19 protein-coding genes and 2 rRNA genes are annotated in these 23,016 nt (G+C 72.2%); 4 read left to right on the forward strand and 17 right to left on the reverse strand.

Going from position 1 to position 23,016, the window contains the following annotated elements; translation table 11 throughout:
* Nucleotide 1 precedes the first annotated feature (1 nt).
* Together LHJ74_RS03315 and pyrG are read right to left on the reverse strand one after the other, a co-directional pair.
* Entirely contained in the window at nucleotides 2-652 is a 651-nt protein-coding gene (locus tag LHJ74_RS03315) for an NUDIX domain-containing protein (RefSeq protein ID WP_260215901.1), read from the reverse strand.
* Between the two features lie 3 nt (nucleotides 653-655).
* Nucleotides 656-2,350 carry a CTP synthase gene (gene pyrG / locus LHJ74_RS03320; RefSeq protein WP_260215902.1) on the reverse strand — a complete coding sequence of 565 codons (1,695 nt, stop codon included), beginning with the start codon at nucleotides 2,348-2,350 and terminating at the stop codon, nucleotides 656-658.
* 412 nt (nucleotides 2,351-2,762) lie between these two features.
* On the opposite strand from pyrG, the gene LHJ74_RS03325 reads away from it, so the two are divergent.
* Nucleotides 2,763-4,574, forward strand: coding sequence for a glycoside hydrolase family 15 protein (locus LHJ74_RS03325; protein WP_260215962.1), 1,812 nt, complete (start codon nucleotides 2,763-2,765; stop codon nucleotides 4,572-4,574).
* A 53-nt stretch (nucleotides 4,575-4,627) separates the two neighbouring features.
* Here the strand turns inward: LHJ74_RS03325 and LHJ74_RS03330 are convergent, their stop codons facing one another.
* Entirely contained in the window at nucleotides 4,628-5,791 is a 1,164-nt protein-coding gene (locus LHJ74_RS03330; protein ID WP_260215903.1) for a beta-1,3-glucanase family protein, read from the reverse strand.
* The gene (locus LHJ74_RS03335; protein WP_260215905.1) at nucleotides 5,788-6,804 is read right to left on the reverse strand and encodes a glycoside hydrolase family 16 protein; all 1,017 of its coding nucleotides are present in this window, start codon (nucleotides 6,802-6,804) and stop codon (nucleotides 5,788-5,790) included. Before LHJ74_RS03335 ends, LHJ74_RS03330 begins: the two co-directional genes overlap by 4 nt.
* 109 nt (nucleotides 6,805-6,913) lie before the next feature.
* On the opposite strand from LHJ74_RS03335, the gene LHJ74_RS03340 reads away from it, so the two are divergent.
* Nucleotides 6,914-7,966 carry a LacI family DNA-binding transcriptional regulator gene (locus LHJ74_RS03340; protein ID WP_260215906.1) on the forward strand — a complete coding sequence of 351 codons (1,053 nt, stop codon included), beginning with the start codon at nucleotides 6,914-6,916 and terminating at the stop codon, nucleotides 7,964-7,966.
* A 96-nt stretch (nucleotides 7,967-8,062) separates the two neighbouring features.
* On the opposite strand, the gene LHJ74_RS03345 is transcribed toward LHJ74_RS03340, so the two are convergent.
* From LHJ74_RS03345 to LHJ74_RS03385, 8 genes are all read right to left on the reverse strand, one after another.
* Complete coding sequence (locus LHJ74_RS03345; protein ID WP_260215907.1) at nucleotides 8,063-9,220, reverse strand: glycosyltransferase family 4 protein; 1,158 nt, start codon at nucleotides 9,218-9,220, stop codon at nucleotides 8,063-8,065.
* A 241-nt stretch (nucleotides 9,221-9,461) separates the two neighbouring features.
* Complete coding sequence (recN, locus tag LHJ74_RS03350; RefSeq protein ID WP_260215908.1) at nucleotides 9,462-11,204, reverse strand: DNA repair protein RecN; 1,743 nt, start codon at nucleotides 11,202-11,204, stop codon at nucleotides 9,462-9,464.
* A 107-nt stretch (nucleotides 11,205-11,311) separates the two neighbouring features.
* Nucleotides 11,312-11,785, reverse strand: a complete 474-nt coding sequence (locus tag LHJ74_RS03355; RefSeq protein ID WP_260215909.1) for a nuclear transport factor 2 family protein — start codon at nucleotides 11,783-11,785, stop codon at nucleotides 11,312-11,314.
* A 100-nt stretch (nucleotides 11,786-11,885) separates the two neighbouring features.
* Nucleotides 11,886-12,794 carry an NAD kinase gene (locus tag LHJ74_RS03360; RefSeq protein ID WP_260215910.1) on the reverse strand — a complete coding sequence of 303 codons (909 nt, stop codon included), beginning with the start codon at nucleotides 12,792-12,794 and terminating at the stop codon, nucleotides 11,886-11,888.
* A complete protein-coding gene (locus LHJ74_RS03365; protein WP_260215963.1) occupies nucleotides 12,791-13,606 on the reverse strand; it encodes a TlyA family RNA methyltransferase in 816 nt (271 codons plus the stop codon). The genes LHJ74_RS03360 and LHJ74_RS03365 overlap by 4 nt, the downstream gene beginning before the upstream one ends.
* Nucleotides 13,607-14,145: 539 nt before the next feature.
* The gene (locus LHJ74_RS03375) at nucleotides 14,146-15,015 is read right to left on the reverse strand and encodes an ABC transporter ATP-binding protein (protein WP_375546653.1); all 870 of its coding nucleotides are present in this window, start codon (nucleotides 15,013-15,015) and stop codon (nucleotides 14,146-14,148) included.
* A gap of 29 nt (nucleotides 15,016-15,044) precedes the next feature.
* Nucleotides 15,045-16,082, reverse strand: coding sequence for a FecCD family ABC transporter permease (locus tag LHJ74_RS03380; RefSeq protein ID WP_260215913.1), 1,038 nt, complete (start codon nucleotides 16,080-16,082; stop codon nucleotides 15,045-15,047).
* Nucleotides 16,079-17,146, reverse strand: coding sequence for a FecCD family ABC transporter permease (locus LHJ74_RS03385; RefSeq protein WP_260215964.1), 1,068 nt, complete (start codon nucleotides 17,144-17,146; stop codon nucleotides 16,079-16,081). The genes LHJ74_RS03380 and LHJ74_RS03385 overlap by 4 nt, the downstream gene beginning before the upstream one ends.
* 149 nt (nucleotides 17,147-17,295) lie before the next feature.
* Between LHJ74_RS03385 and LHJ74_RS03390 the strand changes: the two genes are divergently transcribed.
* Complete coding sequence (locus LHJ74_RS03390) at nucleotides 17,296-18,258, forward strand: siderophore-interacting protein (protein WP_260215914.1); 963 nt, start codon at nucleotides 17,296-17,298, stop codon at nucleotides 18,256-18,258.
* Between the two features lie 97 nt (nucleotides 18,259-18,355).
* Here the strand turns inward: LHJ74_RS03390 and LHJ74_RS03395 are convergent, their stop codons facing one another.
* On the reverse strand, nucleotides 18,356-19,378 hold the full coding sequence (locus LHJ74_RS03395) for an HAD hydrolase-like protein (protein WP_260215915.1): 1,023 nt from the start codon (nucleotides 19,376-19,378) through the stop codon (nucleotides 18,356-18,358).
* 112 nt (nucleotides 19,379-19,490) lie between these two features.
* On the opposite strand from LHJ74_RS03395, the gene LHJ74_RS03400 reads away from it, so the two are divergent.
* Nucleotides 19,491-20,765: a DUF1015 family protein gene (locus tag LHJ74_RS03400; RefSeq protein ID WP_260215916.1), complete on the forward strand. Its 1,275-nt coding sequence runs from the start codon at nucleotides 19,491-19,493 to the stop codon at nucleotides 20,763-20,765.
* Between the two features lie 87 nt (nucleotides 20,766-20,852).
* Here the strand turns inward: LHJ74_RS03400 and LHJ74_RS03405 are convergent, their stop codons facing one another.
* From LHJ74_RS03405 to LHJ74_RS03420, 4 genes are all read right to left on the reverse strand, one after another.
* The gene (locus tag LHJ74_RS03405) at nucleotides 20,853-21,575 is read right to left on the reverse strand and encodes a tetratricopeptide repeat protein (protein ID WP_260215965.1); all 723 of its coding nucleotides are present in this window, start codon (nucleotides 21,573-21,575) and stop codon (nucleotides 20,853-20,855) included.
* Nucleotides 21,560-22,084: a hypothetical protein gene (locus LHJ74_RS03410; RefSeq protein ID WP_260215917.1), complete on the reverse strand. Its 525-nt coding sequence runs from the start codon at nucleotides 22,082-22,084 to the stop codon at nucleotides 21,560-21,562. Before LHJ74_RS03410 ends, LHJ74_RS03405 begins: the two co-directional genes overlap by 16 nt.
* Before the next feature lie 583 nt (nucleotides 22,085-22,667).
* Nucleotides 22,668-22,784, reverse strand: a 5S ribosomal RNA gene (gene rrf / locus LHJ74_RS03415).
* Between the two features lie 137 nt (nucleotides 22,785-22,921).
* Nucleotides 22,922-23,016: ribosomal RNA gene (locus tag LHJ74_RS03420) — 23S ribosomal RNA — on the reverse strand; the annotation flags it as partial.

Below are 23,016 nucleotides of genomic sequence, written 5' to 3' on the forward strand. Positions count from 1 at the left end.
CCTAGTCCTCGAACGGCCGGGCGGGCCAGGGCGCGTCCGCGGGACGCAGTGCGTCGAGGCCCTCGCCCGCCAGCGCGGCAGTCAGCGCCAGCGTGCCGACGGCCAGGCTGTTGTTGTTCAGTTCTCCGCCCAGCACCGCCCGTACGAGCTGGGGCAGGGGCACCCGGGCCTGCTCCATCTCGGCCTCCTCCCCGGTGACCTCGAAGCGGGGGCGGTCCGCCGTGGAGATCTGCCGGGCGAGGAAGATCCGTACGGCCTCGTCGCAGCCGCCGGGCGTCGTGTACACGTCCACCAGGACCCGCCAGTCCTCGGCCTTCACGTGGGCCTCCTCGTACAGCTCGCGCTGGGCGGCGTGCAGCGGGTTCTCCCCCGGTACGTCCAGCAGACCGGCCGGGATCTCCCACAGCTTCCGCCGCACCGGATGCCGGTACTGGCTCAGCACCAGCACCCGCTCCCGCTCGTCCAGGGCGACGACGGCGACAGAGCCGGGATGCACCTGGTAGTCGCGGCGGGCGGTTGTGCCGTCGGGCATCCGCACGTCGTCCGTGCGGATGCTGGTCTTTGCACCGCGGAACGGCATCGCGGTCGCCGTGACCGGCCACTCCTGAGGGGCGTCCGCGATGTGCGGTACGTCGGCGTTCTGCTCTGCCATGGTTCAGCCCTCGTTCCCGGCGGCGCCGGACTGCGCGGTGCGCGCGTCCCGCTGCCGGGCGACGGCGGCCTTCACCAGCCCGGCGAAGAGCGGATGCGGACGGGTCGGGCGCGAGCGCAGCTCCGGATGGGCCTGGGTGGCCACCAGGTACGGGTGGATCTCGCGCGGGTATTCGACGTACTCGACGAGCTTGTTGTCCGGGGAGGTGCCGGAGAAGTGGAGCCCGGCCTTCTTCTCCAGTTCGGAACGGTAGGCGTTGTTGACCTCGTAGCGGTGCCGGTGCCGCTCCTCGACGTACTGTTCGCCGCCGTAGACCTCGCGCACGATCGATCCCTCGGCGAGCCTGGCCGGGTACATGCCCAGCCGCATGGTGCCGCCCATATCGCCCTCACCGGCCACGATGTCCAGCTGCTCCTCCATCGTGGAGATCACCGGATCGGTGGCGGCCTGGTCGAACTCCGTGGAGTTGGCGCCGGTGACTCCCGCGAGGTTGCGGGCGGCCTCGATGACGATGCACTGGAGACCCAGGCAGAGCCCCAGCAGGGGGATGCGCTGCTCGCGTGCGTAGGTGATGGCGGAGAGCTTCCCCTCCACGCCCCTGTCGCCGAAGCCGCCGGGTACGCAGACCGCGTCGACGTCGCTGAGCTGCCGCTCGGCGCCCGCCGCGGTGCGGCAGTCGTCGGAGGTGACCCACTTGATGGTGACCCGGGCGCTGTTGGCGAAGCCGCCGGCACGCACGGCCTCGGTCACCGAGAGATACGCGTCGGGCAGGTCGATGTACTTGCCGACCAGCGCGACGGTGACCTCGTGCTCGGGCTGGTGCACCCGCTGCAGCAGGTCGTCCCACTGGGTCCAGTCGACATCGCGGAAGGGCAGGTCCAGGCGGCGGACGACATAGGCGTCCAGGCCCTCCGCGTGCAGCACCTTGGGGATGTCGTAGATCGACTTGGCGTCGATGGCGGCGACAACGGCCGCGTCGTCCACGTCGCACATCAGGGAGATCTTGCGCTTGATGGCGACGGGGACCTCGCGGTCGGCGCGCAGCACGATCGCGTCGGGCTGGATGCCGATGCTGCGCAGGGCGGCCACCGAGTGCTGGGTGGGCTTCGTCTTCAGCTCGCCGGAGGGGCCGATGTAGGGCAGCAGGGAGATGTGAATCACGAAGACGTTGTCCCGGCCGACCTCGTGCCGCACCTGGCGTACGGCCTCCAGGAAGGGCAGTGACTCGATGTCGCCGACGGTGCCGCCGACCTCGGTGATCACCACGTCGACGTCCTCGGTGGCCATCCGGCGGATGCGGTGCTTGATCTCGTTGGTGATGTGCGGGATCACCTGCACGGTGTCGCCGAGGTACTCGCCGCGCCGTTCCTTGGCGATCACCGAGGAGTAGACCTGCCCGGTGGTGACGTTGGCGGAGCCGTCCAGGTCGACGTCGAGGAAGCGCTCGTAGTGTCCGATGTCCAGATCGGTCTCGGCGCCGTCGTTGGTGACGAACACCTCGCCGTGCTGGAAGGGGTTCATCGTGCCCGGGTCGACGTTCAGGTATGGGTCGAGCTTCTGCATCGTGACCCGCAGCCCGCGCGCCTTGAGCAGCGCGCCCAGACTGGAAGCCGTGAGCCCCTTGCCGAGAGAGGAGGCGACACCCCCGGTGACGAAGAGGTGCTTGGTCGTCGTGGAGGACGAGGATCGGGTCGGCATGGCCAAGAGGAAGCTCCCGTGGGTCGCGAGGTGAAGTGCGTACCGGCGCCCCGGGCGGTCCGATGCTCGGGGGTGCCGTCGCTGCGGTTCGGGGGGCTGCCGTATCGACGGATCGAGATGCCCTGCCCACCGGTCACGGGCGACCAGGTTATCAGCGACGGGCACCGGCCGCGCCACCCGGCATCCGCGTGGTGCCTGCCGGGTGTCTTCCCGGTGCACCCCAGGGGCCGTTCCGCAAGCCTTCCCGCGGCCTCGCGGGTGCCTCCCGGTCACCGGTGCGGGCTTCCGGCGCGACCGGACTCGCGAAGCGTGCACGGATCACCGCACGCGCATCGTAAGCTGCACGGACCACCCGTATGGGCAGAGGGAAGTACGCGCGTCCCGCGGGGGCGTAGCCGCAGGTTGACTGGAGATTCACGTGGCTGGGCGCATCGAGGATTACGCACTTATCGGGGACATGCAGACTGCCGCCCTCGTCTGCCGGGACGGCTCGGTGGACTGGCTGTGCCTGCCGCGTTTCGACTCTCCCGCAGTCTTCGCCGGGCTGCTGGGGACCGAGGAGCACGGCTTCTGGCGGCTGGGCCCCGCACACGCGACCGGTGGCGAACCGCCTCCGGCGACCCGTCGGCGCTACCGCAGCGACTCCCTCGTACTGGAGTCCGAGTGGGACACCCCGCGAGGCCGGGTCCGCGTGATCGATTTCATGCCGCCGCGCGGCACGGGCGCACCGCAGCTCATCCGGATCGTGGAGGGGGTCAGCGGCCGGGTGCCGATGCGCTCCAGCCTGCGGATGCGCTTCTCGTACGGCTGGGTGGTGCCGTGGGTGCACAAGGTGGACCACCGCACCGTCGCCGTCGCCGGGCCCGACTCGGTCTGGCTGGACACCGACGCGGAGACGTACGGCAAGGATCTGACCACCTACTCCGACTTCACCGTCGGGCCGGGCGAACGGGTGGCCCTCACCATCAGCTGGCAGTCCTCGCACAAGGGTCCGCCGCCGCTGCCGGACCCGGAGGGTGAGCTCGAGGACACCGAGAAGTTCTGGCGCGAGTGGGTCGAGAACTGCACGTACCACGGCCCCTACCGTGAGGCGGTCGTCCGCTCGCTGATCACGCTCAAGGCGCTGACCTACGCCCCCACCGGGGGCATCGTCGCCGCCCCGACGACCTCGCTGCCCGAGGAGATCGGCGGCTCCCGGAACTGGGACTACCGCTTCACCTGGCTGCGGGACGCCGCGATCACCCTCTCCTCGCTGCTGCGCACCGGCTATCACGACGAGGCGCGCGCCTGGCGGGAGTGGCTGCTGCGGGCGGTCGCCGGCGACCCGGAGCACCTCCAGATCATGTACGGCATCGCCGGTGAACGCGATCTGGGTGAGCGCGAACTCACCTGGCTGCCGGGCTACGAGGGCTCCGGCCCGGTCCGGATCGGCAACGGCGCGGCCGGGCAACTCCAGCTGGACGTCTACGGCGAGGTGACGGAGGCGCTGCATCTGGCCCACATGACGGGCCTGGCGCGCAACGACTACGCACAACTGCTCCAGCTCAAGCTGATCCACTACCTCGAGGACCACTGGAACGAACCGGACGAGGGCATCTGGGAGGTGCGCGGCCCCCGCCGCCACTTCGTGCACTCCAAGGTGATGGCGTGGGTGGCCGTCGACCGCACGATCAAGCTCATAGAGTCCGGCGAGGTGGACGGACCGCTGGGCCGCTGGCAGCGGCTGCGCGAGGAGATCCACCGGGACGTGTGCCGGAAGGGGTACGACCCGGAGCGCAACACCTTCACGCAGTCCTACGGCTCCAAGGAGCTGGACGCCTCCCTGCTGCTGATCCCGCAGATGGGCTTCCTGCCGCCGGACGACAAGCGCGTCATCGGCACCGTTGAGGCGGTCCAGCGGGAACTGTCCACACCGGACGGCTTCGTGCGGCGCTATCCGACAGTCGGCGACTCTGCGGGCGTGGACGGCCTGGAGGGTGACGAGGGCGCGTTCCTCGCCTGCTCCTTCTGGCTCGCCGACGACCTGGCCATGATCGGCCGGGTCGAAGAGGCGCGGCAGCTCTTCGAGAAGCTCCTGGCCCTGCGGAACGACCTGGGGCTGCTCGCCGAGGAGTGGGATTCCCGGCTGCAACGCCAGGTCGGCAACTTCCCGCAGGCGTTCAGCCACGTGCCGATGATCGACACTGCGCTGCGGCTGACCACGTCGGGGGCGTACGGGGGCTGACGCCGCGGGTACGGGTGCGCACGGGCAGTCCGTACGCACCCGCGCCCGTGCGGTCAGAAGGGCGTGAGTGTCAGCGTGATCTCCGCCGGCGCCCCGTCCTGGATGTACGAGGCGAACCCCTCCACGTCATCGAACGCGAACCCGTACGCCTTGCCGTCCACCGTCGCGGCGTGCATCGCCTTGGCGTAGAGGTGGGCCGGGTCCCCCTGGTAGAAGCCCGCCGGATCGTTCGTCGGCTGGGTCGCCGACGCGAGGAGCGTCGTGCGGTTCAGCGCGGCGCCGAGGATGGCGGCGACAGGGCCGGTGACGCCGTCGTTGGGCGCGGCGAGTGCGCCGTCGCAGAAGAGGACGTCCCGGGTGGAGGGTTTCGCGAAGGAGACGTCGCCCGGACCGCTGAAGGAGAGCCGTCCTCCGCTCACCCGCCCGCGGAAGACACCCGCGTTCGTGGTGACGCTGAGGTCCCGCGACGCGTAACGGCTCCACACCTCGTCGACGTACGGATCGAAGTAGTCGCCGGGGAAGATGCCGGCGTCGAGTCCGTGGCCGGGGGCGACGATCCGGCGGTCCCCGTCGACGAGCGACCCGAACGGGCCGTCGGCCAGCTCGGCGAAGACCCTGGCGCGGGCTCCGTCGCGCAGGGTGCCGGTGGTCTGCTGAGCGGCCCCGTTGAGCTGGATGGCAAGCGGGACGCTGAACATGTCGACCATCGTGGTGTTGCAGAACATGCCGTCGGGGTTGAAGGTGAACTCCGCGCAGTCGTGCAGCACCGCGTAGTTGGGGTCGGATTCGACCCAGCCCGCCGGATAGGCGAGAGCGGGCTTCCCGTTGCCGTCCTCGACCGCCCGGAACTTGAGCCGGTCGCCGAGCGCGGTGTAGATCCGGCCGGACATGTGCGGCAGCCGGAGTGTGGTCGTACCGGAGGCGGCCAGCGGGATGGCGTAGTCGGTGTAGCCGTCGGGCCCGTTGTCCGAGAGCGCGACCGGCCGCACTTCGCCCTCCGGGGTGAGCCGCACCTGGCGGGTGCCGTCGTTGCCGACGACATAGAGCCATACCGAGGCGTTGTCGTAGGCGCCGCTGTTGTTGACGATGTGCAGCGGCATCGAGGAGGCTGCCCGGTTTCCGGCTCCGGAGGCCCGGCCGCCCGCGAGGGTGAGGCCCGCGCCTGCGGCGGCAACGGCGGCGGTCGCGCCGCCCAGCAGTTTCCGTCGGGAGATCATCGGCCCGCACCTCCGGTCGCGTTCCGGGGCGCGGCGACGGAGACGGCGACGTTGTCGACGAGCATCGAGGCGCCCGGCCTTGTGGTGTCGGTGGGGGTGCGATGACCGGCCACGCCGTCCGGGAAGGCGCCGCCCATTGCCAGGTTCAGCAGCAGGAAGTGGCCGTGGTTCGTGGCGTTGGCCCAGGTCTGCGCGTCCATGTCGCTGGAGCGGACCGAGTGGTACTGCTGTCCGTCCACGGACCAGCGCAGCTCCTCGGTCGGGCCGGTACGGTCGAGCTCCAGCGCGTAGGTGTGGTATCCGGCCTGGCAGGCCATGGTGGGGCAGGGCCTGGAGGCGCCGATGCCCTGCGTCTCGTTGCACGGGCCGCCCGGGTTGACGCCGCAGTGCAGCACGCCCCAGACGGAGTTGATCCCGTTGACGTTCTCCATGATGTCGAACTCGCCGATGCCCGGCCAGTTCCAGTAGTTGCCGCGGTATGCCTCGCCGAGGGTCCAGAAGGCGGGCCAGTAGCCCAGCGCCTCGGCACCGCTGACGTCCGGCATCCGGATGCTCGCCTCGATGCGCATCGATCCGCCCTCGGGCGCGGCGAAGTCGGTACGCCGGGTCTCGATGCGGCCGGAGGTCCAGGTGTTCCCGTCCTTGAGGGCGGTGATCTTCAGATGTCCGGCACCGTCCAGCTTGAGGTTGGCCGGGTTGTCGGTGTAGGTCTGCACCTCGCCGGTGCCCCAGTTGCCCGGGCCGCCCGGGTAGCCGGTGCCCTTGTCGATGATCCAGTCCTCGGCGGAGGGGAGTGATCCGGCGGCTCCGTCGAAGTCCGTGCGCCAGACCTCCTGCAGTGCGCGCGTCTGCGTCTGGTTCTGCGCCTGCTTCTGCGAGGCGTTCTGGTAGTCCGCCCGCGGCGCCGAGTCCGGCTCTCCGGCCTGTGCCACGGGCAGGGCGTACGCCCCGAAAGCGGTCAGCGCGGCCACCGTCCCCAGTAGCCAGCGTCGCCTGAATCTGAACATGATCATGTCATGCGCTCCTTGCAAGTGGGGGTGAGAGCGCTCTCTGGTCAGGTGCCTGCACATTGCCGGGAAGCAGGAGTAGCGTCAAGGCCCTTCGACGGAAAAGGAGTTCGCAGTGCCCGGTGACCTCGGTTCGCGTCCCACCCTGGAGGGCGTCGCCGCGCACGCGGGTGTCTCCCGTGCCACCGTGTCGCGGGTGGTGAACGGGAACGTCGGAGTACGGGCCGAGATCCGGGAACGCGTGCAGCAGTCGGTGAGGTCGCTCGGGTACGTCCCCAACAGGGCCGCCCGCAGCCTGGTCACCCGCCGTACCGGTGCGGTCGCGGTCGTCATCGCGGAACCGGAGACCCGGGTCTTCTCCGACCCCTTCTTCGCCCAGCAGTTGCGCGGAATCAGCCGCGAACTGTCCGCGCACGACACCCAGCTCCTGCTGTTGCTGCTGGAGCAGCGCCGGGACTACGACCGGATCGGCCGCTACCTGTCCGGCGGGCATGTCGACGGCGCCCTGATGTTCTCCCTGCACACCGACGATCCGCTGCCGGCGATGGCCGCCGAGTCCGGGCTGCCGACCGTCTTCGGCGGACGGCCGGGATGGCCGGGCGCGGACCGCGAACCGCTCCCCCTCTACGTCGACACCGACAACCGGGGCGGCGCCCGGCAGGCCGTAGAGCATTTGCTGGAGCGAGGACGACGGCGCATCGCCGTGATCACCGGCCCGCTCGACCAGACCTCCGCACTGGACCGCCTGCACGGATACCGGGACGCGCTGGACGTCCGGGAGGCGGACCCGGATCTGGTGGCACACGGCGGCTTCACGGCGGAGGGCGGCGAGCGGGCGATGGCCGAACTCCTGACCCGTAGCCCCACCCTGGACGCCGTCTTCGCAGGCTCCGACCTGATGGCCTCGGGCGCGGTCCGCGCCCTGCGCGCGGCGGGGCGGCGGGTGCCGGACGAGGTGGCCGTGGTCGGCTACGACGACCTGGAGCCCGCCGCCTGGGCCGATCCCCCGCTGACGACGGTGCGCCAGGACGTGGAGGGGATGGGGCGCATGATGGCTGAGTTGCTGCTGCGACGACTCAGTCACGAGCCGGGGCGGGCTCCGGCTCCCGGGAGCGTGCCCGGCTCAGTGGTCACCCCGGCCCGGCTCGTCGTCCGCGCGTCCAGCTGACCTGGCGGGGGCGGTGGCGCCGGGGGTGATCTTGTTCGGTCGACGGACGGTCACACTCCGGGGCGTTGACACGTCCGTACCGTCGACCGAACAAGATCACCCGGTCAACTCGTCGTAGACGCTGAGCACCTGGGCCACCGTACGGTCCTCGGTCGGCCAGGCCGCCGCCCGGGCGCGGGCCGCCGCCGCGAGCGCCGTGCGGCGTCCGGGGTCGGCGAGCAGACCCGCTACGGCCTCGGCGAGAGCGTCCGCGTCACCGCAGGGCACCAGCAGGCCGCCGTCGCCCACCAGTTCGGATGTCCCGGCAGCGGCGGCGGCGACCAGCGGAATGCCCCCGCGCAGCGCTTCACGGGCCAGCGGGCCGCTCTCCGGGCAGGCGGCGAGCACCGCGATGTCCGCGACGGCCAGCAGGTCGAACGCGTCGGCCCGCTCCCCCAGCAGCCGTACCGGCAGTGTCTCCGCGTCGATCCTCGCCTGCAGTTCGGCCCGTTGCGGCCCCTCCCCCGCGATGGCCAGCAGCGGCGGCGGCTCCAAGTCGCGCCAGGCACGGGCCGCCGTCAGCACGGTGCCGTAGCCCTGGAGGGGCTCAAGGCCGCCGAGGGCGAAGAGTAGCGGCCGCTCCACCGCGCCGACCTCGGCCCGGGTCTTGGCGGCTGCCTCACCGTCCGGTGGCCGCAGGGGCGAGCGTGGCGGGTCGGCCGCGACGGGCAGCCGGAGTGCGACCGGCGCGAGCCGGGCGTCTCGTGCGCCGTGGGCCCGCGCCAGGTCGACCAGGCCGGTGGTGGCACCGAGCACCACGGCCGAGGCCAGTGCCACGCGCCGCTCCCCCAGCCGTACCGGCGGCGCGCTCCGCGTATCGGCAAACGGCTCCGGTCCGTGCAGCGTGACGACCAGCGGGACACCCCGCCCCCGCCGTCCCCGTGCGAACGTGGCGAGCAGTCCCGCACGCAGACCGTGCGCATGCACCAGTCCGGCGCCCGCGCAGACGGCGCGCAGCACTCCCGGCGCCGCAACGCGCCCACGCCCCCGCACGGGGACGAACCGGGCCCCGGCAGCGGTGAAGTCATGGCGCTCCTCCGCCTGGGGCGGTGCACAGACCGTGACCCGCAGCCCGTGGTCCACCAGCCCGGCGGCCAGCGAACGCACATGCGCACCCTCGACGGCCCCCGCATCGCCCTCACCGCCCAGCACCTGGACGACATGCAGCGGTGCCTCGCCGCGCTGTGGCGGGGACTGCTCGGGCGTACGGCTCACAGCGGTCGGACTCCGGGGTAGCGAGTTGCGGGCGCGCGGTGGGGCGGATGCGCTGCGCCCAGGATGCCAGTCGGTGACGTCGCGGGCGCACCGTGTCCGGCCCAAGGAGCCGCCACAGCACGCGAGCCCTCCTCACGGATCACCCACCTGGCCGACACCCGACGCCCCTGCCGGCGCCGAGGAGAACCACCGGCCAGGTGACACCGGCACGCACCCGCCCCAGCTGGCTTTAGCGCCAGGGTCAGTGGGTGGAGCGGGCCGCCGCCAGGAGTTCCTCCGCGTGGGCGCGGGCGAGCTCGGAGTCCTCCTGCCCGGCGAGCATGCGGGATAGCTCGCGCACCCGGTCCTCACCCTCCCGTGCCTGTACGCCGCTGCGCGTCACCGATCCGTCGTCCGTCTTCTCCACCACCAGGTGCCGGTCGGCGAAGGCCGCCACCTGCGGCAGGTGCGTGACCACCACGACCTGCGCGGTCCGGGCCAGCCGGGCGAGACGTCGCCCGACTTCGACCGCCGCCTTTCCGCCGACGCCCGCGTCCACCTCGTCGAAGAGATAGGTCGGCACCGGGTCGGACCCGGCGAAGACCACCTCGACGGCGAGCATCACGCGGGAGAGTTCACCCCCGGAGGCACCCTTGGCGATGGGACGGGGAGGCGCGCCGGGGTGCGGGGCGAGCAGCAGTTCGATCTCGTCGGTTCCGTGGGGGCCGAAGGCGACGGTGCGTCCCCCCGCGTCGAGCCCGTGCGGGTCCTCGCTCTGGCTGAGGTCGAAGGTGACCCGGGCGTGCGGCATCGCCAGCTCGGTGAGTTCGCCGGTGACCGCCTCGGCGAACCGCTTCGCCGCGTCCGTACGGGCCTCGGTGAGGCGCTGGGCCAGCGCGGAGAGTTCGGCCCGCAGCGCGTCCCGTTCGGCGCCGAGCTCCCCGATGCGGTCGTCGTCGCCCGAGAGTTCGGCGAGCCGGGCGGCGCCCTGCTCGGCCCAGGCCAGCACGTCGTCGATGTCCTCGCCGTACTTGCGGGTGAGCTGGGTCAGCGCCGCGCGCCGTTCCTCGACGGCGGCGAGCCGCAGCGGGTCCGCGTCCAGGTCGTCGGCGTAACCGGCGAGTTCACCCGCGACATCGGAGAGCAGGATGGAGACCTCGCCGAGGCGCTCGGCGAGCGAGCCGAGTGCCGGGTCGTGCGCCCGTACGCCCTCCAGCGCACGCTGGGCGCCCGATACGAGGGTCGCCGCGTCCATCCCCTCCTGGTCGGCCGGGTCGCCCGCCAGCGCGCCGTGGGCCTCGGTGGCGGCGGACGCCAGGGCCTCCGCGTGGCCCAGCCGCCCGGCCTCGGCGGCGAGTTCGGTGTCCTCGCCGGGGCGCGGCTCGGCGGCGCCGATCTCCTCCAGTCCGAAGCGGAGCAGATCGGCTTCCTGCGCGCGCTCCCGGGCAAGGGTCGTCAGTTCGTCCAGTTCGGCGGCGACCGCCCGCAGCCTCGCGTAGGCCTCGGTGTAGTCGGCGAGCGGCGCGGACACCGCCTCGCCCGCGAAGCGGTCCAGTGCCTGCCGCTGTCTGGCGGGCCGCAGCAGGCCCTGCTGGTCGGTCTGTCCGTGCACGGCCACCAAGTCGTCGCGCAGTTCGGCCAGCAGGCCCACGGGCACCGACCGGCCGCCGAGGTGGGCGCGCGAGCGGCCTTCGGCGGAGATCGTACGGCTGATGAGCAACGCGCCGTCGTCCAGCTCGGCGCCCGCCTCCTCGGCCCGCACGGCCGCAGCCTGGCCCGGCGCCACCACTATCCGTCCCTCCACCACCGCGGCCTTCGCTCCCAGCCGAACCAAGGCCGGGTCCGCACGGCCGCCGAGCAGCAGGCCGAGGCTGGTGACCACCATGGTTTTGCCCGCGCCGGTCTCGCCGGTCACCGCCGTGAAACCGGGGGCCAGCTCGACCACGGCGTCATCGATCACGCCCAGGGCTCTGATCCGCATCTCCTCCAACACGGGTACGACCATACGAGGTCCCCGCGCCAAAGCCACCCCGGGGCCGGAGCCCGTCCCCTGCGGACACCCTTGTGGACACCCCTGCGGACGGGCCCCGGCGACGCTGGGCGAGCCGTTGTTCAGGCCGCTGGTGTACGGTCCGCACAGGCTTCGGCGATGGCGGCGGTGTCCCAGTAGAAGGGGCGGACTTCGGCGATGCGCCCGTTCTCGACGGTGACGGTCTGCAGGATCGGGAAGTCGAGTTCGCGCCCGGTCGCGCGGGCGCGGGCGCGCACCTGCGTGAGGACCACCACCGTCCCGCCCGCCTCGCCCTCCGCGAGGAACTCCTGCTCCAGCATGTCGAAGGATTCCCAGGCGCGGCTCATCGCGTCGAAGAACGCCGCCATGCCCGCGTGCCCCTCCCAGGTGCCGCCGTACGGCAGGGCGGAGGCCTGGTGCAGGACCACGTCGGCAGCGAAGAAGGGGGCGAGCAGGTCGAAGGAGGCCTTGCCGGGCCCACCTGCTGCCAGGTACCGGGCCTCGGCCGCGTACATGCCGCGCAGTACGGCCGCGGGCGTGATCGTCTCGGAAGGAGAGGGGGAGTTCGTCGTCATGCGGTCAGTGTCGGCGCGACCGGCGCCGCGCACCGGCGGGTTTCGGACGACGGCCTCGCGGTCCGCCGTCGGCCGCCGCCCCGCACCCGTGCGGCGCTCCCTACTGCGGCGCCCCGCGCCAGCCCGCCACCGGAAGGGCGAACTTGGCGACCAGCCGGTCGGTGAAGGAGGCGTGGTGCAGCCGTGCAAGCCGCACCGGTACGGCCCCGCGCCGGACCTCCACCCGCGCCCCGGCGGACAGTTCCGCGCTGCGCCGCCCGTCGCACCACAGCACCCCGTGCGGCGTCTGCGGCTGCACCTCGACGGCGAGCACCGAGTCGGGCGCGGTGACCAGTGGCTTGGCGAACAGCGCGTGCGCACTGATCGGCACCATCAGCAGCGCCTCCACCTCGGGCCACACAACCGGACCACCCGCCGAGAAGGCGTACGCCGTCGAGCCCGTGGGGGTGGCGCACACCACGCCGTCGCCGCCGAAGCGGGATACGGGGCGGCCGTCGACCTCCGTGACGACCTCCAGCATCCGCTCCCGGGCGGCCTTCTCCACAGCGGCCTCGTTGAGCGCCCAGTCGGTGTGCACGATGTGCCCGTCGTTGCGTACGAGCACGTCCAGGGTCATGCGCTCCTCGACCTCGTACGCCCGGGTCACCACCCGGTCCACCACCTTGTCCAGGTCGTCGCGCTCCGCCTCCGCGAGGAAGCCGACGCGGCCCAGGTTGACGCCCAGCATGGGCACGCCGGAGGCGCGGGCGAACTCCGCACCGCGCAGCAGCGTACCGTCGCCGCCGAGCACGACCAGCAGCTCGCATCCCTCCAGCACGTCCGTGCCCGCCTCGACCGTCTCGACCGACGGCGGCAGCGGCAGGTCGCTCGCCTCGTCGCCGAGGACCCGCACGCCGATGCCCCAGCGCAGCAGTCCCTGCACGACCAGTTCGGCACTGCGGATGGCTGCGGGCCGCCCGGTGTGCGCGAGCAGGAAGACCGTACGGCCCTCGGTCGGTGTCGTCGTCACTTCGGCCCCTCCGCCACGGCTCGTTCGACATCGGCCGGGTCCAGTTCCGGCGCCCCGGCACGCAGCCACAGAAAGTATTCGACATTCCCGGACGGTCCGGGAAGCGGGCTGGCGGTGACACCCAGCACGCCCATGCCCAGCGCGGCGCCCTGCGCCGCCACGGTGGTCACCGCCTCGGCGCGCAGCTGCGTGCTGCGCACCACGCCACCGCTGCCGAGGCGTTCCCTGCCGACCTCGAACTGCGGTTTGACCATCAGCACCAGGTCGGCGTCCGGTGCGGCGCACCGCAGCAGCGCGGGCAGCACCAGGCCCAGCGGGATGAACGAGAGGTCGCCCACCACCACGTCGACAGGCTCGCCGCCGATCATGTCCAGGGTCAGCTCGCGTACGTTCGTACGATCCTGGACGGTGACCCTGGCGTCACTGCGCAGGGACCAGGCAAGCTGCCCGTAGCCGACGTCGACGGCGACCACGTGGGCGGCACCCGCGCGCAGCAGTACGTCCGTGAAGCCGCCGGTGGAGGCTCCGGCGTCCAGGGCGCGACGCCCCTCCACACGCAGCCCGGACGGGCCGAAGGCGGCCAGCGCCCCGGCGAGCTTGTGGCCGCCCCGCGAGACGTACTCCGGGTCGCCGTCGTCCTCGCGCACCACCAGGGGGGCGCTGGTCTCCACCTGGGTGGCGGCCTTTGTCGCCGTCGCCCCGCCGACGGTCACCCGCCCCGCGTCGATGAGCCGGGCGGCGTGCTCGCGTGAGCGGGCAAGCTTCCGGCGCACCAGTTCGGCGTCGAGTCGCCTGCGTTGCGGGCGGGTCACAGCCACGTGGGGTTCAGCTCCTGACTTCGGACACTACGGGTACTGCGGGTACTGCCGGCGCTGCCGGCTGGTCGAGCGCGGTCAGCGTGTCGCGCAGGCCGCGATGCACATCTTCGTACACCTCCAGGTGCCCCGACACAGCGAGGTGGTCCGCGTCCTCCAGCCGCCTGAGCTGCGCGTCCACGGGCTCGTGTCCGGTGGGCTCGATACCGAGGCCCAACGGGCTGGGGCCCGCTTCCGTGCCCGCGCCTGTGCCCGCTTCCGTACTTGCGTCTGTGCCCGCTTCCGTACTTGCGTCTGTGCCCGCTTCCGTACTTGCGTCTGTGCCCGCTTCCGTGCGTGCGTCCGGCCCCGCGACTGTGCCTGTGTCTCCGTGCTCCTCCGGCTCACCACCGGGCATGGGCTCGCTCATGGGACCGACGCTACCCGCTGGCAGCAGCGGGGAGGGATACGGCGGCGATCTTCATCGGTCGACGGCTCCGTCACAGAAAGGCCGCTCGAGTGACCAGAGCGTCGACCGAACAAGATCCGACAGGCTCTCAGCGCACCCGACGCGCTGCCGGGACGACCAGCGGGGTGCCCGACTCGGGGTCCTCGATCACCCGGCACGGCAGCCCGAAGACGCCCTCCACCAGCTGTGCGGTGACCACCTCGGCGGGATCGCCCTCCGCGACGACCGCCCCTTCCCGCATCGCGATCAGGTGCGTGGCGTACCGGGCGGCGTGGTTGAGGTCGTGCAGTACGGCCACCACCGTGCGTCCCTCCTCGTGCAGACGCGCGCAGAGGTCGAGCACCTCGATCTGGTGGGCGATGTCCAGATAGGTCGTGGGCTCGTCCAGCAGCAGCAGCGGTGTCTGCTGGGCCAGCGCCATGGCGATCCACACCCGTTGCCGCTGACCGCCGGAGAGCTCCTCCACCAGTCGGTCGGCCAGGTCCGCGACGCCGGTCGCCGCCATCGACTCGTCGACGATGCGCTCGTCCTCGCGTGACCACTGCCGCAGCAGGCCCTGGTGCGGATAGCGTCCGCGCGCCACCAGATCCGCGACGGTGATCCCGTCCGGGGCGATCGAGGACTGGGGCAGCAGCCCCAGAGCCCGGGCCACGCGCTTCGGCGGCAGGGTGCTGATGTCCGTGCCGTCCAGCAGGACGGCACCGGCTGACGGCTTCAGCATCCGCGACAGTGCGCGCAGAAGGGTGGACTTCCCGCAGGCGTTGGGGCCGACGATGACGGTGAACGACTGGTCCGGGACGGCGACGTCCAGTGCTTCGGTGATGGTCCGCTGGCCGTAGCCAAGGGTCAGCCCCTCGCCCCTGAGCCGCACAGCCCCGCGGCCCTGAGGGTGAGCGGGGGCAGCGCGGTCCGGAGTGCGCTCCGCCGCGCCGGCGCCCATGTCCGTGCCGGCGCCCATGTCCGTACCGGTGCCTGTGTCCGTGCCTGTCATATCCGACCTGCCTTGCGCTCCGTGGCGAGCAGCCACACCAGATAGCCTCCGCCCAGTACCCCCGTGACCACGCCCACCGGCAGCTGGCGGTCCGCGAAGACCCGCTGTGCGGCCAGGTCCGCGGTCACCAGCAGTGCCGCACCCACACAGAGCGAGGGCAGCAGGTTGGGGCCGGGCGACTTCGTCAGCCGCCGTGCCAACTGCGGGGCGGTGAGGGCGACGAAGGCCACCGGCCCCGCTGCCGCTGCACCGAAGGACACCAGCAGTACGGCCGCCGCCAGCACCGTCAGTCTCGTCCGCTCCACCCGTACGCCGAGGGCGAAGGCCGCGTCGTCTCCCATCTCCAGCATGTGCAGGGCCCGCGCGCAGCCGATCAGCACCACCGGCAGCAGCACGGCCATGGCCACCAGCAGCGGCATGGCGTCGTCCCAGCCGCGCCCGTCCAGGCTGCCGGTGATCCACAGCACGGCCCGCGCGGCATCGGTGATCTGAGCCCGGGTCAGCAGGTAGCCGTTGACCCCGGTCAGGATGGCGGTGATGCCGATGCCGATGAGCACCAGCCGATAGCCGTGCACGCCCTGACGCCACGCCAGCGCGTAGATGAGCAGCCCGGTGGCGAGCCCGCCGACGACGGCTCCGGAGGCGAGGGCGAGGCTGCCGCCGCCGAAGACCACGATGACGGTGAGCGCGCCGGTCGCCGCGCCTTGGGTGAAGCCCAGCACGTCAGGGCTGCCCAGCGGGTTGCGTACGACGGACTGGAAGACCGCCCCGGCGACGGCCAGCGCCGCACCCACCAGCAGGGCCGTGGCGACGCGCGGCAGGCGGACGTCGTTGACGATGAACTCGTCCGCGGGGTCCCCCGTGCCCAGGAGCGTACGCAGCACCTGGCCGAAGCTCATCGGATAGTCGCCGCTGCCGCTGCCGATGGCGAACACGGCCGCCACCAGTGCGAGCACCGCGCAGCCCGCGCCCACCGCGAGCCCGCGCGGCCGGTAGGCCAGCGAGAATCCGCCGGCCGTACGCAGGACGCTCATGCGCGCGCCACCTTCCGTCGCCGTACGAAGTAGAGGAAGAACGGCCCGCCGAGCACGGCCGTCACGATCCCCACCTGGAGTTCCGAGGGCCGGGCCACGACCCGGCCGAAGACGTCCGCGCCCAGCAGCAGCACCGGTGCGAGCACCGCGCAGTACGGCAGCATCCAGCGCATGTCGGGTCCGGTGAGGGTGCGCACCATGTGCGGCACCATCAGACCGACGAAGACGATCGGTCCGCAGGCCGCGGTGGCGGCCCCGCACAGCAGGGTGACGGCGATCATGGAGCCTGCCCGGGCACGCGCGGGCCGGGCGCCGAGCGCCTGCGCCGAATCGTCCCCGAGAGCGAGCGCGTTGAGCGGCCGGGCCAGCGCGAACGCCAGCACCACCCCGACCGCCATGAAGGGCGCCACCCGCAGCACGGTGTCGCCGTGGGCTCCGGCCAGCGAGCCGACCGTCCAGAAGCGCATCCGGTCCAGCGAGGCGGTGTCCAGCAGTTGAACGGCGTTGACATACGAGAAGAGCGCCGCGTTGAGAGCCGCCCCGGCCAGCGCCAGCCGCGCCGGGGTCGCCCCGCGGCCGCCGCCCACCACGTACACCAGCACCGAAACAGCCGCCGCGCCCGCCAGCGCGAACCACACATAGCCGGTGAAGCCGGTGATGCCCAGAAAGGAGATCGCGGAGACGACGGCGGCCGCCGCACCCGCGTTGATGCCGAGGAGCCCGGGGTCGCCAAGCGGGTTGCGGGTCAACGCCTGCATGACTCCCCCGGCCAGCCCGAGCGCGACGCCGGTCATCAGCCCGAGCAGGGTGCGCGGCAGCCGCATCTCGTGCACCACGGTGTACTCGGCTGAGGCGCTGTCCGTGAGCCCGCTCCATGCCTGGCCCACGCTCAGCGGTTTCGCCCCGACAGCGAGGCTGAGAGCGCAGATGACCAGCAGGAGCAGCAGTGCGCCGGCCAGCCCGGCCGCCCGGCGCGCATGGCGACCGCTGCCCGGCGGCCGTGCGGCGGGCGGAGGCGGATCGGTCGGATCCGCCTCCGCCCGCGGGGACTTGGTGAGCGACACGAGCGTCACGTACGGGCTCCGGATCTGGACGGCGGGCGGCGCATGCCCCTGACCACTGGACAACAACTTTGGTTAGGTTAACCTAACTGTACGGTGGGGCCCACTGCTCCCCCGGCGTCCGAGAAAGGCCCGTCCGAAAGGCCCGTCCCATGAGCACCGCCATGAGCACCGCCGCACCCGAAGCTCCCGCCCTGCCTTTCGAGTTCTTCGACGTCCTGGTCGTGCGCACACGCCGTGTCAGTCCCTCGATGATGCGCGTCACCCTCGGCGGCGACCGGCTCAGGGACTTCACCTCCGGAGGGCGGGACCAGCGCTTCAAACTGTTCCTGCCGCAACCGGGCCAGGACGCCCCGGTGGTGCCGAGCGACGCGGGTGCGGAATGGTTCCCCCAGTGGCGGAAGATGGACCCGGCGGTACGGGGCATCATGCGTTCCTACACCGTTCGCGAGCAGCGCCGGGCCGCTGGCGAGCTGGACATCGACTTCGCACTGCACGGCACCGGCATGCACGGCTCCGGCATGCACGGCACCGAGCCGGTTGCCGACGGTCCGGCCTCTCGCTGGGCGGCGGGCGCGCAGCCCGGCGACCGGGCGGTACTGCTGGGTCCTGTCGTCAAGGACAACGCCGGCGTCGACTTCCGCCCGCCCGCCGGAACCGACTGGGTGCTCATCAGCGGTGACGAGACCGCGCTGCCCGCCGTCGCGGGAATCCTGGAATGGCTCCCGGCCGGGATGCCCGCAAGGGTCTGGATCGAAGTCGGGCACGCGGAGGACGTCCAGAGCCTGCCGACGGAGGCCGACGCCGAGATCCACTGGCTTGTCAGGGAAGACCTTCTCCAGGCGGATCCGGGTACGGGAGACGCGGTCCAGCAGCTGAGCCGCACGGCCCTCGCACCGGACGCCGTCCGCGCCACCTCGTTCCCGCCCGGCACGCCGTACGCCTGGGTCGCCGGTGAAGCGAGCACCGTACGGGCGCTGCGCCGCCATCTGGTCAAGGAGCGCGGCATCGACCGCAAGGCCGTCACCTTCACCGGCTACTGGCGGCTGGGCGCGACGGAGGAGCAGCTCGTCGAGGAGGCGGTCTCCGAAACCGGTCCGGACACCGAGAGCTGACCGACGGATACCTCACCGGCAGGGCGGGCAGGGCGGGCAGGACAGGTCAGGCAGAACAGGTCAGGATCGGGCCGGGCAGGCAGCAGCGCTGGCGGGCTCACAGGCCCAGCTGTGCCAGTGCTTTGCCCCCGTCCAGCGTGCGGCCGGATTCGCCGGCAGCCGCCCACGCCGCGCCGCACAGCGCTCGCAGCCCGTCCAGGGGCTCCCCCTCACCATCCAGCGCGCAGGCCCCGTCCCGGACGGCGGCCATCCACCGCCCGCAGCGGAAGCCCGCCGCCTCCTCGGTCACCGGCGGCTGCGGGGCCAGCAGGCCGCGCAGGTCGGCCGCCACATAGGTGGGCCGGTGCCGGGGCACCGCGGCCAGCAGCTGAGCCGCGTCGGTGACTCCGCTCAGCACCAGCAGCGAGTCCACGCCTCCCGCGTGCGCCCCCTCGATGTCCGTGTCCAGCCGGTCGCCCACCACCAGGGGCCGCACCGCACCGGTGCGCAGGATCGACTCCCGGTGCATCGGCGGCTGGGGCTTTCCGGCCACCACCGGCTCGGGTGCGTCCCGCATCCAGCGCGTGGCGCTGCGTACGACCTCCACGGCCGCGCCGTTGCCGGGTGCGATGCCCCGGGGGGTCGGAATCGTCAGGTCGGTGTTCGAGGCGAACCACGGCAGTCCGCGCCCCACGGCGATTGCCGCTTCCGCCAGCCGCCCCCACGGCAGTTCCGGCCCGCCGTAGCCCTGCACCACCGCCACCGGATCGTCGTCCGCTGACTCGACGGGCGTCAGCCCGCGCTCCGCCAGCGCCACCCGCAGCCCCTCGGCACCCACGCACAGCACCCGCGCCCCGTCCGGCAGGCGCTCCGCAACGAGGCGGGCGACCGCCTGGGCCGAGGTGACGACGTCCTCGGGGCCGGCGGAGACGCCCAGCCGGGTCAGATGGGCGGCGACGGTCTGCGCGGTGCGAGCGGCGTTGTTCGTCACATAGGCGAGCCGCATGCCGCCGTCGCGCGCCGCACCCAGGGAGGAGACGGCGTGTGGAACGGCCACGCCACCGGCGTACACGACCCCGTCGAGGTCCAGCAGTGCGGTGTCGTACGCCTCGCTCAGCGCCTGCCGGGAAGCTCGCAGCATGGGGGTCCCGCTCCTTAAGCTCGGCCGGGCTGTGCCGGTGGCCCTCTCATAACCCGATCATCATCCCGCACCCGTGCCCCATCCAGCCGACCGGGCGGCATAGCATTCCCGGATGAGTGACGCCGGGCTCCACCTCCATCCCTTCCGAGGACTGCGCTACGCCCAGGACCGGGTCAGCGGCCTCGCGGCCGTCACGTCCCCGCCGTACGACGTGGTGGTCCGGCCGGACGGCGTGCAGCATCTGGAGACCGCGGACCCGTACAACATCGTCCGGCTGATCCTCCCGCAGGCCGCCGATCCGGCCGTGCGCCACCGCCAGGCCGCAGACACGCTCCGGCGCTGGCGGGAGGAGGGAGTACTCGCCCAGGACGACCGCCCGGCGCTGTACGTCTACGAGCAGCGGTCCGGCGAGCTGCTCCAGCGCGGCCTGATCGGGGCACTCACCCTGGACGGGCCGGTGCTGCCGCACGAGGACGTGGTGCCGGAGATCGTCGCGGAGCGCGCCGACCTGATGCGGGCCGCGGCGGCGAACTTCGAACCGCTGCTGCTGGCCTACCGGGGCGAGGGCACCGTCACCGGCGCTACCGCCGTGATCGAACGGGCCCTGCCGCGTACCCCCCTGCTGGCCACGACCACCGAGGACGGCTTCGCGCACCGGCTCTGGGCCGTCACCGACCCGGACGAACTCTCCGCCGTCCACGCCGACCTGAGCCACCGCGAAGCGCTCATCGCCGACGGACACCACCGATGGGCGACCTACCTCCGGCTGCGCGCCGAGCGCCCCGGCGAACCCGCCTGGTCCCGGGGCCTGGTGCTGCTTGTCGACACCGCCCGCTATCCGCTCCAGGTGCGCGCCATCCACCGGGTGCTGCCCCGGCTCACCCTCACCGATGCCCTCGCCTCTCTGGACGGCTCCTTCCGCGCCCGTACGGTCACCGGGCCGCTGGAGCGGGCGATGGCAGAGCTTTCGGAGACGGCGGGGAACGCCTTCCTGCTCTCCTCGGGGCCCTCGGAGTTCCGGCTGCTGGACCGCCCTGACGCCGCCCTGCTCGACCGTACGATCCCCGGCGACCGGCCCGAGACCTGGCGGCGGCTGGACGCCACGGTTCTGCACTCCACCTTGCTGGAGCGCGTGTGGCAGATCCCGGACTGCCCTGCCGACATCAGCTATCTGCACTCCGCGGAGGACGCCGTCGACCAGGCGCGGCAGCGGGGCGGCACGGCGGTGCTGATGCGGCCGGTCGTCGAGGAGACGGTGCGCGAGCTGGCGGGGCAGGGTGTGACGATGCCGCGCAAGTCGACCTCGTTCGGGCCGAAACCCGCGACGGGGCTGGTGCTGCGCACTCTCGACGGCCGGGACAGCAGCGGCGGCGGGGCGGACGGCTGAGGCGGGGACCCGGAACGAGCGACGCGCCCGGCCCCGCCGTAGCGGGACCGGGCGCGTCGCTCCAGGGGGCGCTCAGCCGTACTCAGCTCAGCCCTCGGCACGTGCCTCGCCGTCGGGCCCGTCACCCTGGTGCGGTGCGTTCTCCGGGCCCGCGTCGTCCTCGTCGTCCGCGTCCTCGTCCAACGCGTCGAGGAACTCCACGCCGTCCAGCTCGGCGAGCCGGTCCGAGGCGTCCGTCGCCCCGCTCTGATCCGCTTCCAGGGCCTTGGCGAACCACTCGCGCGCCTCGGTCTCCCGGCCCACCTCCAGCAGCACATCCGCGTACGCGTAGCGCAGCCGCGCCGACCAGGGCTGTACGGAGTGGGAGGCGAGCTCGGAACTCTGCAGCGTCACCACGGCGGCCTCAGCCTGCCCCATGTCCCGCCGGGCGCCGGCCGCGACCAGTCGCATCTCGACCTGCCCGGCCTTGTCCAGGCTCCGCACCTCCGGCTCCCCGGCCATGGCCAGCGCGCGCTCAGGGCGGCCGATGCCGCGCTCGCAGTCGGCCATCACCGGCCACAGCTGCACGCTGCCCGTCATCCGCCGTGCCGCCCGGAACTCCGCCAGCGCCTCGGCGTACTTGCCCACCGCGTACGCCGCGAACCCGGCGGACTCACGGACCGACGGGACCCGGGAGGCCAGCCGCAGCGCGATCTTCGCGTAGCCGTACGCCTGCTGCGGCTCCTCGTCGAGCAACCGGCCGACCATCACGAGGTTCTTCGCGACATCCTCGGCCAGGCCCTTGGGGAGGCTCATCAGCTCCTGCCGCACCTCCTTGTTGATCTCCTCGCCGGTGACGTCCTCGTCGATCGGCAGCCGGCGCAACGGCTCCCGCTCCGGCCTGCGATCGTCACGGCGGTCATCACGGCGATCCCGTCCGCCACGGTCGTCGCGCCGGAAACCTCCCCGGTCTCCACCGCGGTCTCCACTGCGGTCACTGCTGCGGGGAGGCCGACGGTCGTCGCCGCGCCCACGGTCCCTGTCATCCCTGCCACGGCCCGCGGGGGCTGGACGCCGCCCGCCCCGATCGTCCTCGCGGCGGGGGCCACGGGGGCGGTCATCGCCAGGGCGGTCACCACGGGGACGGTCACCACGCGGCCTGTCGTCGCGAGGACGGTCACTTCGGGGACGGTCACCACGGGGGCGATCGTCACGGGGACGGTCGTCGCGGGGACGGTCGTCGCGAGGACGGTCACTACGCGGCCTGTCATCGCGGGGGCGGTCATCGCGGTCGCGCCGGAACGGGGGGCGCTGACCGCCGCGGTCGGCGGTGCTGCCACGGCTCGCGTTCCGGTCGGGGCCGCGGTCGGGGCCGCGCTCGCGCCCGCCGGTCGGCCGACGGTCCTCTCCACGTCCCGCGGCGGGGGGCCGTCCGCCGCGGTCGTCCTCACGACGCGGACCACGCGGCCGGTCGTCACGGGGACGGTCACTTCGGGGCCGGTCGTCACGACTACGACCGCCACCGTACGGGCGACGCTCGTTGCTGCTGTTGCCCCGGCTGCTGTCACGGCTGTCGTCACGGCGCGGGCCGCTCGGCCTGTCGTCCCGGCTGACGGGGCGCCCGGAACCTCGGTCGTCCCGGCCTCGGCTGCGGTCGTCGCGGGACCGGTCGCGGTCGTTGTCCCGACGCGGCTGACTCGGTCGGTCATCGCCTTGTCGCGGACCTCCCTGGCGAGTCCGGCGCTCCGGCCGGTCGTCGGGCGAGTTGGTGGACATCGGCGTGACTCCTGTCTGCAGCTTTTGCATGTTGTTCTCGCACAGCCGCACAACCGGCAGGCATCGAACGGAAATGGATGTGAAAACCAAAAAAGAGCCGTCGGCCCCCAGCGCATGAACGCTGAGGGCCGACGGCCCCTAAAGATTGTTCGGCGGCGTCCTACTCTCCCACACGCTCCCGCATGCAGTACCATCGGCGCTGTAAGGCTTAGCTTCCGGGTTCGGAATGTAACCGGGCGTTTCCCTCACGCTATGACCACCGAAACTCTATTCAAGTCATCGTGAAATTGAATTCACGACGACTCAGAGTCTTAGCGAACAAGCACACTTTTCAATTAAGTCTGTTTGTTTCAAAGTCTGATTGTTGTCTCAGAACAACACAGTGGACGCGAGCAGAATCTATGGTCAAGCCCTCGGCCTATTAGTACCGGTCAACTCCACCCCTCACGAGGCTTCCATATCCGGCCTATCAACCCGGTCATCTACCGGGAGCCTT

Origin of the sequence: Streptomyces gossypii (genome assembly GCF_025165795.1) — a bacterium.
Lineage (GTDB): Bacteria > Actinomycetota > Actinomycetes > Streptomycetales > Streptomycetaceae > Streptomyces > Streptomyces gossypii.

Coding starts and splice junctions, on each gene's coding strand:
- LHJ74_RS03400 (WP_260215916.1), top strand. CDS start 19,491: ATGAGTGACGCCGGGCTCCACCTCCATCCCTTCCGAGGACTGCGCTAC.
- LHJ74_RS03315 (WP_260215901.1), bottom strand. CDS start 652: ATGGCAGAGCAGAACGCCGACGTACCGCACATCGCGGACGCCCCTCAG.
- LHJ74_RS03355 (WP_260215909.1), bottom strand. CDS start 11,785: ATGACGACGAACTCCCCCTCTCCTTCCGAGACGATCACGCCCGCGGCC.
- LHJ74_RS03395 (WP_260215915.1), bottom strand. CDS start 19,378: ATGCTGCGAGCTTCCCGGCAGGCGCTGAGCGAGGCGTACGACACCGCA.
- pyrG (WP_260215902.1), bottom strand. CDS start 2,350: ATGCCGACCCGATCCTCGTCCTCCACGACGACCAAGCACCTCTTCGTC.
- recN (WP_260215908.1), bottom strand. CDS start 11,204: ATGGTCGTACCCGTGTTGGAGGAGATGCGGATCAGAGCCCTGGGCGTG.
- LHJ74_RS03335 (WP_260215905.1), bottom strand. CDS start 6,804: ATGATCATGTTCAGATTCAGGCGACGCTGGCTACTGGGGACGGTGGCC.
- LHJ74_RS03375 (WP_375546653.1), bottom strand. CDS start 15,015: ATGGGCGCCGGCACGGACATGGGCGCCGGCGCGGCGGAGCGCACTCCG.
- LHJ74_RS03380 (WP_260215913.1), bottom strand. CDS start 16,082: ATGAGCGTCCTGCGTACGGCCGGCGGATTCTCGCTGGCCTACCGGCCG.
- LHJ74_RS03330 (WP_260215903.1), bottom strand. CDS start 5,791: ATGATCTCCCGACGGAAACTGCTGGGCGGCGCGACCGCCGCCGTTGCC.
- LHJ74_RS03390 (WP_260215914.1), top strand. CDS start 17,296: ATGAGCACCGCCATGAGCACCGCCGCACCCGAAGCTCCCGCCCTGCCT.